Annotated in this window: 10 protein-coding genes and 1 pseudogene; 5 read left to right on the top strand and 6 right to left on the bottom strand. The window is 72.2% G+C overall.

Going from position 1 to position 12,199, the window contains the following annotated elements; all coding sequences use genetic code 11:
- Nucleotides 1-187: 187 nt before the first annotated feature.
- Nucleotides 188-1,999 (top strand): annotated as a pseudogene (locus tag QSK22_RS34000) (IS481 family transposase); the annotation flags it as partial.
- Nucleotides 2,000-2,155: 156 nt separating this feature from the next.
- Here the strand turns inward: QSK22_RS34000 and QSK22_RS12985 are convergent.
- The 3 genes from QSK22_RS12985 to QSK22_RS12975 are packed head-to-tail and all read right to left on the bottom strand — an operon-like array spanning nt 2,156 to nt 3,879.
- Nucleotides 2,156-2,578, bottom strand: coding sequence for a gamma-glutamylcyclotransferase family protein (locus QSK22_RS12985; RefSeq protein WP_285494346.1), 423 nt, complete (start codon nt 2,576-2,578; stop codon nt 2,156-2,158).
- Nucleotides 2,532-3,713: a type 2 periplasmic-binding domain-containing protein gene (locus QSK22_RS12980; RefSeq protein ID WP_285494345.1), complete on the bottom strand. Its 1,182-nt coding sequence runs from the start codon at nt 3,711-3,713 to the stop codon at nt 2,532-2,534. The genes QSK22_RS12985 and QSK22_RS12980 overlap by 47 nt, the downstream gene beginning before the upstream one ends.
- The gene (locus tag QSK22_RS12975; protein ID WP_285494344.1) at nt 3,700-3,879 is read right to left on the bottom strand and encodes a hypothetical protein; all 180 of its coding nucleotides are present in this window, start codon (nt 3,877-3,879) and stop codon (nt 3,700-3,702) included. Before QSK22_RS12975 ends, QSK22_RS12980 begins: the two co-directional genes overlap by 14 nt.
- 517 nt (nt 3,880-4,396) lie before the next feature.
- Between QSK22_RS12975 and QSK22_RS12970 the strand changes: the two genes are divergently transcribed.
- The 4 genes from QSK22_RS12970 (at nt 4,397) to QSK22_RS12955 (ending at nt 7,657) form a co-directional block, all read left to right on the top strand.
- Entirely contained in the window at nt 4,397-4,738 is a 342-nt protein-coding gene (locus QSK22_RS12970) for a hypothetical protein (RefSeq protein WP_285494343.1), read from the top strand.
- A gap of 247 nt (nt 4,739-4,985) precedes the next feature.
- The gene (locus tag QSK22_RS12965; protein WP_285494342.1) at nt 4,986-5,588 is read left to right on the top strand and encodes a hypothetical protein; all 603 of its coding nucleotides are present in this window, start codon (nt 4,986-4,988) and stop codon (nt 5,586-5,588) included.
- A gap of 257 nt (nt 5,589-5,845) precedes the next feature.
- A complete protein-coding gene (locus QSK22_RS12960; protein WP_285494341.1) occupies nt 5,846-7,234 on the top strand; it encodes a periplasmic substrate-binding domain-containing protein in 1,389 nt (462 codons plus the stop codon).
- A gap of 39 nt (nt 7,235-7,273) precedes the next feature.
- A complete protein-coding gene (locus QSK22_RS12955; protein ID WP_285494340.1) occupies nt 7,274-7,657 on the top strand; it encodes a thioesterase family protein in 384 nt (127 codons plus the stop codon).
- 294 nt (nt 7,658-7,951) lie between these two features.
- Here the strand turns inward: QSK22_RS12955 and QSK22_RS12950 are convergent, their stop codons facing one another.
- The 3 genes from QSK22_RS12950 to QSK22_RS12940 form a co-directional block, all read right to left on the bottom strand.
- On the bottom strand, nt 7,952-8,836 hold the full coding sequence (locus QSK22_RS12950; protein WP_285494339.1) for an ABC transporter permease: 885 nt from the start codon (nt 8,834-8,836) through the stop codon (nt 7,952-7,954).
- On the bottom strand, nt 8,833-11,358 hold the full coding sequence (locus QSK22_RS12945) for an alpha/beta fold hydrolase (protein WP_285494338.1): 2,526 nt from the start codon (nt 11,356-11,358) through the stop codon (nt 8,833-8,835). Before QSK22_RS12945 ends, QSK22_RS12950 begins: the two co-directional genes overlap by 4 nt.
- A gap of 132 nt (nt 11,359-11,490) precedes the next feature.
- Entirely contained in the window at nt 11,491-12,150 is a 660-nt protein-coding gene (locus QSK22_RS12940) for a TetR/AcrR family transcriptional regulator (RefSeq protein ID WP_285494337.1), read from the bottom strand.
- Nucleotides 12,151-12,199 lie beyond the last annotated feature (49 nt).

Genomic DNA, 12,199 nt, shown 5'->3' with positions numbered 1-12,199 from the left:
CGCGGCGGGATCGGACCGAAGAGGCCGCACGCCCGGCGCGCCGGGGCGGGCGGCCGCCCGGCGGCCCGCGCAGCGGGGCGCCCTTGAAGACGTAGAGAAAGTTTTCATCCAGCGGGCGGCGTGGTTGTGTCGGGTCTCATGACCTGCGTGACACATCGTGCTCAGGACGTGTGTGACACTTCGCCGAGTGTTGGTGGAGTTGAGCGTGGTGGAGCAGCGGTATCAGGCTGTGCTGCAGGTGCTGTCGGGGGCGAGTGTCACGGAGGTGGCGGGCCGGTTCGGGGTGTCGCGTCAGGCGGTGCACCGGTGGCTGGGCCGGTATCGCGATGAGGGCCTGGCCGGGTTGTCGGTTCGCTCCTCGCGTCCGGCCTCCTCGCCGTCCCGCACGCCTGCCGAGGTGGAGGCGCTGATCTGTGAGCTGCGGCGTAACCATCCTTCGTGGGGTGCTCGCCGTCTGGTGTGGGAACTGGGCCGTCGGGGCTGCCCGGGTCCGGTGCCGTCACGGGCCACGGTGCACCGGGTGCTGGTCCGGCACGGCCTGGTGCAGGTCACGCCGCGGGGTCGGCGGCGTGAGGACTACAAACGCTGGCAGCGCACCGAACCGATGCAACTGTGGCAGATGGACATCGTCGGCGGGGTGTTCCTCGCGGACGGCACCGAGTGCAAGGTCGTCACCGGCATCGACGACCACTCGCGGTACTGCGTGATCGCCGCGGTGGTGGCCCGCCCCACCGGCCGGGCCGTCTGCCTGGCCCTGGCCGAAGCGCTGGCCAGGTTCGGCATTCCTGATGAACTGCTCACCGACAACGGCAAGCAGTTCACCGCCCGGTTCGGCCGCGGCGGGGAGGTGCTGTTCGACAGGATCTGCCGCGAGAACGGCATCGCGCACCGGCTGACCCGGCCCGCCTCGCCCACCACCACCGGCAAGATCGAACGCTTCCACCAGACTCTGCGCCGCGAACTGCTCGACGGCCACCGCCCCTTCACCGGCATCGAGCACGCCCGGCAGGTCCTGGACGCCTTCGTCCACCACTACAACACCGCCCGGCCGCATCAGTCCCTGGACATGGCCTGCCCCGCCGACCGATTCCAGCCCCGCCGCGACGACCACCTCCCCCTGCGCCTGCCGCCCACACTGCGGCCCCACCCCGACACCGAGCCCGAACCCGACCCGGCGGCCGAGCCGAAGCCTGCGGCGGTGCCGCCGCCGCGCAAGGAGCTCGACCCCGCGCAAGCCGCGGGGCTGGTGCTGTCGGCCGATGGCATCGACCCGGTGAACGTGGCGGTGGAGTTCACCCGCATCGTCCCGGCCTCGGGCAACCTGTCTGTCTGCGGCCAGCAGTTCTGGCTCGGCCCCCACCACGCAGGGCTCACCCTCACCCTCCGGGCCGACACCGCAACCATCGAGCTGCTGACCGCCGGAACCAGGATCAAAAAGGTCCCCTCCCGGCTGACCCCACAGCACCTGCGGCAACTGCTTGCCGCCGGCGGCACCCGCATCCAGCCGACGGCGCCCCCGTCCCGCCCCGGGCCCGGCCAGGCGATCGAAGTCGACCGCACCGTCAACGCCAGCGGCCTGCTGTCTTTGGGCGGCCGCCAACACCCGGTCGGCTACCACCTGGCCGGACGCCGCCTGACCGCACGCATCGACGGCACCCTGCTGCACCTGATCGACGGGCACACCCTGCTGCGCACCCTGCCCAACCCACTCACCGACACCGACATCGCACGCATCCGCGACGCCCGCCCCGCCGGACCACCACCCCAACCGGCCACCGAACCCGTCCAGGCTCAACGCAAGGTCAGCAGCCGCGGCCAGATCGTCATCGCAGGGCAGAAGATCCAGGTCGGGATCGGCCATGCCGGAGCGACCGTGACCATCGAGGACACCGGCAGCACCTTCCGCATCAGGCTCGCCGACCAGACCATCACCGAGGTCGCCCGCACCACCACCAAACCGATCGCCCGGTTCAAAGCCCGCAAACCCCAACACCGCCGAACCGGCCGACCCTCCCCACCCCAGACACCAACCCCACTACCCTCACCCCAGGAACAACCACAGATCATCTAGCCGAAGTGTCACCCACCTCCCGAGCCGGATCTGTCACCAACCTCATGAGACCCGACACGCGCTGGGTGCTTCGTCTCTGGGGTCTTAGCTTGCCTGTTCTTGCTGCTCGTAGCGGCGGCGCCAGGCTGCGCAGCGTTCGATGTAGGCGGGGAGGTGCTGGGCCTGGAAGCGTTCGGCGGACCAGTCGTCGTCGCCTACTTCGGCGGTGGGGTTGCAGACGTAGGCCCAGCCGTGGCGGCCGTCCACTAGGTCTAGGCGTTTAAGGTCGTACAGGGGGTTCTCAAATGCGTCCAGTAGTTGCCACTCGTCGGCCGTGAGGCCGGTGAGCAGGTAGCCGCGGGCTATCGACTCGCCGGGGACCAGGCCGGGGTAGACCTCGCCGGGCAGGGTGGCGACGCGCCACCCTGCGGCGGCTGCGGGGTTGTGGTCGGGGACGCGGTCGATGAGGGCGAACAGGACCTCAGGGAACTGGAGGCTTCCGTAGACGAACAGGGCCTCCGGGTCCACCGATAGGCGGTCCGTCCGGCCAGAGCCGGGCGAGGTCGGTCGGGGTGAGTGGGTCCCGGTACGCGGCATGAAGCACCTCCCGGGAAACCTTAGCGTCGGCGTCGGCGAGTGCGGCGAACCAGTCGAATCCGGCCGGATAGGCCCACATGTAGGTGCGGTGGGTGGGATCGGTGCCCCGGTCGGTGAGGTAACCTGCGATGGTCTTGTCGCTCCACCACGGGACGCACGCCCGAAGGTGGTCGGCGCACTCAGCGGCGGGGGTGCCGGCGTTGATGGCGCGGTGGACCTGACCGAGGACGAGTTGCGTGTAGTGGGCCAGGCGGACGCGGGCGATCAGAACCTTGTCGTCGGGCAGGACGAACAGGGGCCAGGCTTGGGCGAGTCCTTCAAGCAGCACTTGGTGCGGTGCGTGGATGGACAGCAGGCGAACCCAGGGGACGTCTTCGGCGGCGGCGCGGGCGGTGTAGCTGGCGCTCTGGAGGCCGTGGCCGAGGACTTCGTGAAGGGCGAACTGGCGGGCGCCCGCCTGGGTGAACTCCACGTTGGGGAGGTTGAGGCGGAGGCGCACGTTGTGGCCGGCGCCATCCAGCCAGTAGGCCCAGTAGGCGTCGACCTCGGCGGTTTCGATGGTGAGGGTGTAGGGGGCGTTGCTGCCGGTGGCCTGGCGGATGGCGGGTTCTAGGTCGTTGGCGGCTGAGCGGATGGCGTCGGGGGCGTCGCTGACGTCGAGTGGTCCCTCTGCCTGGCGGAGTTCGCGGTTGGTGTCGGGGCCCCAGGCGATGCCGAGATCGGCTAGGGCGGTGCGGGCCTGCTCGAAGCGTTCGGCGATGTAGTCGTCGGGCCAACCGGCGGCGTCGCACCCTTGGGTGGCGCGTACGTAGTCGTTCAGGGGTGGCCGTTCGCCTAGAAGAGCGCCGAGGTAGGCGAGGTCGGCGTCAAGGCGGGCGGCAAGTAGGCCGGTGGCGTGCTGGTGCAGGTCGGCGAGTCGTCGGTAGACGGTGAGGCGGTCGGGGGCGGGTTCTGGTTCGGGGCCGCCTGGGTGGCAGTCGAAGTCAATGATGGGGGACGCTCCGCGGTTGACCTCTAGGGCGTTCCACGCGCGGAGAACCGTCTCGATGTCGTCACGCAGGGGCATGCGGTACATCCCATCGCAGGGTGAGGGACTGGTTGGGGTGTAGGTGGTTGCGGGTGAGCGTCATCACGGCGTCGTCGCCGTCGTAGTCCCACACAAGGTCGTCATCGGCGGAGATCTCCGCGCCGTTGGGGTCTTCCTCGGTGGCCTGGCAGCGGACGAGTTGCAACAGGGCCGGTCCGCCCCGGGCGGGCGTGGCATGACCCGCGCGCCCCGGGTCGTGCCGCCCGAGGGGGTGGACGCTGGGCCGGTGGTGCGGGCGATCCAGCGTGAGTACCCGGGGGTGCTGGCCTGGTACGGCATGGCTACGGGCTCGTGGTGGGCGTTCGTGCCACTTGGGCAGGGCGCACGGCTCGTGGAAGCCATCGATCCCGATGAGTTGCGGGAAGCGTTGCGCAACCCGCGGGCGTGGCCGTGGCCGCGTGCCAGGACGGCAGGATTGCGAGGCTGACGAGCAGGCATCGCCCGAGCCGACAGCTGACCTGGGAAGCCCGGCACCGGCGTCACCCATCCACGGACTGGCCCGACGACTGAACGTCGCCCCCTGACGCAGGCCGCACTCAGGCCGGGGTGGAAGGTTGGTGGGCATGGACAGGGGCGGGAGCGGTCAGTAGGTTCCGCAGCGCGGGTTTCGGACGTGCGACCAGGGAGTGTGGGTGACCGCCCAGTTTGCGATGCCTTCGCCGGTGAGGACGGTCCGGATCCTGCTCTGTGTCGCGGCGTTCCTGACCTTCATGGCGGCGCTGCAGGGCGGACTGGTGGTGGGCGGCGCCGAGGGCGTCGGTGTCGCGGTCGGCCTCTCGCTGCCCGCGGTCGCCAGCCTGGCGGCGGCCTGGGCGATCGGGAGGCGACCGGGCCGCCGGGTGCGCGTCGGCGTCGTCGCGCTGGAGGTCCTCTACCTGTTCTGGCAGTTCGGCCGGATCGCCGACGGCGACCCGTTCGGCCTGGTGGGGGCGATCCTTCCGGTGGCCATTTTGATCCTGGTCAACCGGTCCGCGTCGCGGCGGTACTTCTCACGCGCCGAATGACCGGTGACGGTCGGCCCCTGGAATCATTTATCGTCCTCGCCAACGTACGCGTGCGGGGCTGCCCATGGGAGGTCGGGTGTTCGGTTCCACGGTGAGACCGTGCGCGCGGCGGGCCGTCCGCGGTTGTGTCATCGCGGCGTTGTGCGCGGTGCTGTGCGCGGGATGCACCGCGGAGCAGGAGGGACCGGCCGGCGCCTCCTCGACCGCGCCGACGCAGACCCGTTCCGCCCGGCAGCAGGGGGGCGTGATGAACGAAGAGGAGATCCGGGAGACCGTGCGGCGGGCCCTGGAGGAGGCCGGGGACTCCCACTTGGGCCCCCTGACCCGCAAGACCTCCTCGATGCTCCAGGAGGTCTCGGTTCCGCTGCCGAAGACCTGGCGGTTCTTCCGGTTCGACACGGTCCCCCACCCGCAGGCCTCGTTCCAGGTGGCCGTCGAGGTGAGCACCGGGAAGGTGGTGTACCTGACCGGCAGGCCCGAGGCGTTCGGCCAGGTGCTGCGCGCCTCGAAGGCGACCCTGCCGACCACGCGCGAGGCGGTCGCCGTGGCCCGCGCCTACCTCGACGTGACGCGGCGCATGAACCGCTACCTGCGGGTCGTCGACGGCGTCGAGGACCTGACGTGGCGGCCCGAGCCGACCGACGAGGAGAAGAAGGCCCGGGAGCGCGCCGAGCCCCGGCTGCGTTCCCTGCTGAAGCCGCCCGCGGCCGTCGCCAAGGGGGACGCCTACGTCGTCACCCTGTTCGTCCGGAACGGGACGGACATCGAGCAGCGCACGGTCAGCATCGACGCCGGAGCCTCCGTCACCGACACGCGGCAGGTCGTGCTGCGCGGGCTGCCGCTCGCCTGACGGTCCGCTGTCCGGCCGCGGGTTTCGCGCGGGCGCGCCGGGGCTTTGTGGTGACCGTAATGTGAGTTAGACGTGCTTGATCACCCTTTGTGGGCGGGTCATAATCGGACCTGCCTCGGTGCCCGGGGGTTAGGCGACGAGCGCCTTCTGGAGATCCCTGCCCACCGAGGTGACCCTTGTTCTCGCTTCCGCGTCGGCCCCGGCGTCCGGTGCCTCCGGCGACCGACCGCGGTGAGGGTCCCGCCTCCTACATCGCCGTGGCCCTTCTGGTGGGCCTGCTGGTGGGCGCGCTCGTCGTCACGAACGTCCCGGTCACCGTCGTCTCCACGATCAAGACCGCCGTCTGCAAGGTCGCCTCCGGCTCGCGGTGCGACACCCCCGAGAAGGCCGGTGAGAATCCGGGCACGGCCGGGGGCGGACGCCCGGAGACCGTCGCCGCTCCCCAGCGCGGCGGAGAGAAGAAGGACGACGGCAACTGCTGGAGCTGGGCCGACTGGGCCTGCGGCGCCGTCGACGGGTTGCGGCTCGGCACCGTCGACCTGTTCACGGACGCTTGGGACGGCGTCGCCTTCGCCGGCTGCCTGGCGCACCTGTGCAGCCATGACGGCTTCAAGAGCAACTGGAGCGGCATCGGCGCGCTCTTCACCACGGACCCGCGGGACACCGCGCGGGTCATCGTGGACGAGACCACCAAGCCGATCCGCGACGACTGGAACAACGGCCACAAGGTCCGCGCCGTCTTCCGCGCCGTTCCGGCCGGGCTCGGCCTCATCTTCGGCGGCAAGGGCCTGAACAAGCTCAAGAACCTCAAGAACAGGGACAGGGCCCCCGACCCGCCCCCCTTGGACCCGCCGCAGGTGATCGAGCGGCGGGCGGTCGAGGCGGCGCGCCGCGGCGATGTGGAGACGGCGCAAAAGGCGCTGGAAGACGCACGCCGACATCTGCGCCGGATATGGGAGGCCGGCGCGGACGACCCGACCCGGGTCTCCATGGGCGAGCGGGCGAGGGTCAGGAGCACCGTCAGGGCGGCCGAGCGGGCCGTCAAGGACGCCAAGATCCGCAAGGTCCTGCTGCAGACCCCGACGGGGCGCTGGGCCAACGACATCCTCAACCGGTACAACGTCGATGTCTTCTACACGACGAAGAGCGGCACCTTCTACTCCCCCGAGAGCAACCAGATCGTCATCTCCAACTACAAGGACGTGGACGAGGCGCTCTCGCCCGAGGAGGAGGCGATCGACCTGGTGCACGAGGCCAACCACGTCCTGTACGACCACACCGGCAAGAGCCCCGAGCTGTCCCAGCCGAGGGACAAGTACGTGGACGGTCTCCACCAGGAGGAGGCCGAAGGGGTCGTCCGCCAGCTGGAGATGACGTTCGACCTGAGGGAACAGGGGGCCAAGCTGGACGTGCTTCCGGTGGAGGAGACGTACTACCGCGGCTTCCACCGCGCCGTGGCCGAGGCCGAACGGCGAGGCGAGAAGCTGACCGACGCCGAGCGGCGGCGGATCGGCCGGAAGGGCGCGGTCGACGCGCTGCTGAAGGAGCTTCGCGCCGGGCGGCACAGGACGTCCACCACCAATGAGCGCTACCCCGACTACTACGGAAAGCAGTGGGACCGGGCGAACGGCTGGTCCAAGCCCTGATCACACGACCCGGCCCCGCGGGCGGCTAGGTTGGCGGGCATGGAGCTGACGGTGGGGTTGCGGGGCGAGGTGGTCGCCGCGGTGGGGCCGGACGACACGGCCGAGCGGGTCGGCAGCGGGGACGTGCCGGTTCTGGCCACGCCGCGGTTGGTGGCGCTCGCCGAGGCCGCCACGGTGCGGGCGGTCGCGGGGCGGCTGGGGGAGGGGCGGACGACGGTGGGCACGCGCGTGGAACTCGCCCACCGTGCCGCCGGCCCGATCGGGGCGCGGGTCACGGTGGCGGCCGAGCTGACCGCCGTGGACGGCAGGCGGCTCTCGTTCACCTTCTCGGCCACCGACGCCGGCGGCACGGTGCTCGGCGATGGCCTCGTCGAGCGGGTCGTCGTCGATCGTGAGCGTTTCCTGGGCTCCCTCTCGCGCTGAGACGGGGGCGTCAGTACGGTAGCGGGCGGCCGGACGGGGTTCGCAGGTCCAGCGGGCTCGGTCGGCGTGGGGGTCGCGGGCGCTTGACAAGCTGCTGCCTGGCCATGTTGATCATCTCCCCCGTGGTGGCGATGACGTAACCCCGGATCCGTGTGATGGTACGGACGGACCCGAGGACCGCCGAGTTTATGCACCCGTCTGGCGTTGTTCGACCGATTTTTCGCGGCGGCTTCGGCGACCGGCCGCGGCCGGTTCCGGCCCGGGAGAGGCGGCGGCAGGGGAGCGGCAGCGCGGCTAGGACACCACGTCCCGGTCGCGGAAGCGGCGGAAGGCGAGCGCGAACAGCACCACGGAGTACGCCACCGACAGCGCCGTGCCCTTGGCCATGCCGGTCCACTGGATCTGCGGCTGCAGGGCGTCGGTCCACGCGTACATCCAGTGGGTCGGCAGGAAGTCCCGCCAGGAGCCCAGCGCCGTCACCGCGTCCAGGATGTTGCTGACGATCACCAGCCCGACCGCGCCGCCGACCGCGCCCAGCGGGGAGTCCGTGGTGACCGACAAAAGGAACGCCAGCGCCGCCACGACCAGCTGGCTGACCAGCGCGAACGCCACGATGATCAGCATGCGGCCCAGGGCGGTGCCGACCGGGACGGCGCCGCCGGCGGGCAGCCGCACCTCGCCCCAGCCGAACGCGACCGCGCCTGCGACCAGGGACATCAGCGGCAGGGTGAGCACGGCCGCCGCCGCGTACCCCAGCGACACGATCAGCTTCTGCCGCAGCAGCCGGGCGCGCGGCACCGGGGCGGCCAGCAGGTAGCGCAGCGACGACCAGCTCGCCTCGCTGGCCACGGTGTCGCCGCAGAACAGCGCGACGGCGACCACGAGTAGAAAGCCGACCGAGACGAACATCGCGAACAGGGCGAAGTTCATGGCGCTCGCGGTCGCCACGGTGACCAGGCCGGGGGCCCGGCTCGGGTCCGGGTCGCCGCCGAGCAGGAATGCGGCGACCAGCACCCACGGCAGCACCATCAGGATGCCGAACGCCACCAGCGTGCGGCGGCGCCGGAACTGCCGGACGGCCTCCACGCGCAGCGGCAGGGTGCGTCCCGCCCGGTAGCCGGCCGAGCCGTCCGCCGGCGCCGCCGCGGGGCGCGCCGCGACCTCTTCGACGCTGCTCACGCCGTCCCTCCGGTTCCGATGATCTCCAGGAACGCGTCCTCCAGCCGCCGCCCGGACCCGGTGATCTCGGCGACCGGTCCGGCCGCGACGCGCCGTCCGCGCGACATGACCACCGCGTGCGTGCAGGTCTGCTCCACCTCGGCCAGCAGGTGGCTGGACACGATGACGGTGCGTCCGGCCTGCGCGTACCGCACCAGCACCTCGCGCATCTCGCGGATCTGCGGCGGGTCCAGGCCGTTGGTGGGCTCGTCCAGCACCAGCAGGTCGGGCAGGCCGAGCATGGCCTGGGCGATGGCCAGCCGCTGCCGCATGCCCTGCGAGTAGGTGCGGACGGGCCGGTCCAGCGCGGCGCCGAGGCCGGCGATGCGCAGGGCCTCCTCCAGGTGCGCCTCCGCGGCCGGACGGCCGGTGGCGCGCCAGTACAGGTCGAGGTTGTCGCGGCCGGACAGGTGCGGCAGGAACCCGGGCCCCTCGACGAACGACCCGAGCCGCGACAGCACGGGCGCGCCGGGCGCCACGCTGTGCCCGAAGATGCGGATCTCCCCGGCGTCGGGGTGGATGAGGCCCATGAGCATGCGCAGCGTCGTCGTCTTGCCCGCACCGTTCGGGCCCAGCAGGCCCAGCACCTGCCCCTTCTCCACGCGGAACGACAGGTCGTCGACGGCCAGGTGCCCGTTGGAGTACGCCTTGGTCAGCCCGGTGATCTGCAGCGGGACGTCGGCGAGCGACGGGTCGTACGCCGCGCCGCCCCTGCGGCGGCGCCCGGTCGCCAGGATCCCGGCGGCGACGGCCAGGCCCGCGGCGGGCAGGATCCACACCCAGGCGGGCACGGGCGCGGCCGGGGTGGTCAGCGACGGGACGCCCGGCACCGTCAGCCCGGAGACGGCCCGCACCTTGTACGTGGCGGGTTTGACGGGCGTGGCAAAACCCATGTCGGTGGTGGACAGGACGAGCCGCATCCGGTGGCCCCGGTCGAAGCGGTAGTCCATGCCCGGGAGGGTGACGGTGACCTCGCGTCCGTCGCCCGCGTCCCGCACCCGCAGCGGCGCGGCGAGGCGGCGCGCGGGGGACGCCTGCCCGTCGGGCGAGACGTCGTACAGTTTGGCGAACAGCGTCACGTCGCCCTCGCCCTGGACCCGCACGCGCACCGTCGGCGCGCCGGTGAGCTGCAGCGGCTCGGTCAGCCGCGGCGAGTCGAACACGGCGGACTGGCCGGGCATGTCCGCGGGCAGCTGCCCGGCGACCGCGCCCGCGCCGCCCAGGTCGCCGATGCTGCCGAGGGCGCCGAGGCCGGGCAGGGCGGAGATGGACGGGGGCGAGCCGCCCGCCGGGTTGTGGACCGTCTGCTCGCCTCCGGTGAGCGGGACGGTGCGCCGCCGGGTGCCGTTCAGGCCCGGGTACCGGCCGGTGGACGCGGCCAGCACGACGACCTGCTGGCTGCCCGAGTCGATACCGCCCGCCCGCGTCACCGTGAAGCCGTCCACCGGCGGTGCGCCGCCGTCGCCGCGCAGCCGCCGGTCGAACCAGTCGCGGACCAGTTCCCGGATCCGCTCGGTCTCCGGGTCGCCGCCGTCGTGGCCGCCCTGGTACCAGACCACCGACACGGGTGCGCCGTTGCGGGCGATGGCGCGGGCGTTGGCGTCGGCCTGGTCGAGCGGGAACAGCGAGTCGGACTGGCCCTGCACCAGCAGCGTCGGCACCCTGATCCGGTCGGCCACGGACTCGGGGCTGGAGCGGCGCAGCGTCTCGACCGCCTCCGGCGTCGGCTTCCCCGACTCGGCGACCTGCTGGTACATCGTGCACAGCGACGGCAGGAACCGTCCGCACGCGTCGTTGCCGCCGCTGCCGGTGAAGAAGATCCCGGCCCACAGCTTCTTGAAGACGCCGGCGTCCGCGCCGTCGCCCGTCGCGTTCGGGAACAGCGCGTCGGGGAGGCTGTACCAGGTGATCTGCGGGGCGATGGCGTCCACGCGGCGGTCGTGGGCGGCGGTCATCAGCGCGATCGCGCCGCCGTAGGAGGCGCCGGCGATGCCGATGCGCGGGTCGCCGGGCCGGTCGAGCGTCACCTCCGGGCGGCGCGCCAGCCAGTCGATGAGCTGCCGGACGTCCTTGACCTCGTAGTCGGGGGAGTTGAGCGCGATCTGCCCGGTGGACGCGCCGAACCCGCGCGCCGACCAGGTCAGCACCGCGTACCCGGCGCGGGCGAGGTCCTCGGCCTCGGTGCGCACGTCGTCCTTGGTGCCGCCGAACCCGTGCGCCAGCAGGACGGCGGGGCCCTTGGTGCGTCCCACCGGCCGGAAGAACGCGGTGTCGAGCCAGACGCGCTGGTCGTCCTTCGGCCCGTCGACGACCTGGATGCGCTGGTGCAGCGCCTTTACGGGCGGTTCCCCGGACGCCACGCCCCAGGCCACTGCGCCGCCCGCGGCCGCCACCGCGACCGCCCCGGCGGCGGCCGTCCAGCGTGTGACGCGCCCGGCCCCGCCCCACCGCTCCCGGAGCCCGCGTGCTCCCCCCAGCCTCATGCCCAGCACCTTATGCGCCGCGTGGGGGACGGCCGGTCCGTCCCCCAGACGATCTTGTCTCCTCCCGTCGCCGTATCCGGGGCCGGTCTCGTTACGCCCCCTGCGGTATCACGCCTGCGGAAAAGTCCCGTCTCACCGCGGGGCGCTCGGGGACAGGGCCGCGGTGAACATCACGGTGAGGCGGTCGGTCAGATCGGCCGGGTCGGCGGCGCGCAGGTCGGCCATGCCGAGCGTGCGGCGCAGCGGGCCGAGACCCAAGATGAGCTGCGCGGTGAGGGCGGCGCGGGCGCGGGCGTCGGGGCCGTTGAGCCGGGCGACCAGCGGCTTGACCAGGACGCGTTCGGTGTGCTCGCTGAGGACGGACTGCACCTCGGGGCCGCCGCCGACGGAGCGGTCGATCATGCGCGGCAGGGGACCGGGGACGGTGCGGTGCACGGTGCGCACCACATGCTCGGCCAGCCGCCGGGGCAGGGTCGCCGCGTCCCCGGCGGCGATCAGCCCGGCCAGCGCCGACTCGCCCTCCAGCACCTCGGCGAACAGCCCGGCCTTGGAGCCGAAGTAGCGGTGCACGAGGGCCACGTTGACGTCCGCCGCGGCCGCGATCATGCGGACGGTCACGCCGTCGTAGCCGTGCTCGCCGAACAGGTCCCGGGCGGCCTCCAGCAGCCGGCGCCGGGTCGCCTCCCGGTCGCGCGGCCGGTCCCGCCGCCCGGCGGGACGCGCATCGGGGCCCGGCGGCCCGCCGACGTCCGCCTTGTCCCGCTTGACCAGCATCTTCTCTCCCGTCGACACGGGCCCCAGTATTGCCTGATTTGCATGTAAACAGATGACTACTTAGGAT

The sequence above is a fragment of the Actinomadura sp. NBRC 104425 genome, from assembly GCF_030269545.1.
In the GTDB taxonomy this organism is placed as follows: Bacteria; Actinomycetota; Actinomycetes; order Streptosporangiales; family Streptosporangiaceae; genus Spirillospora; species Spirillospora keratinilytica.
Note: the sequence above shows the minus strand (reverse complement) of the source record. Positions and strands in the feature narration are given on the sequence as shown.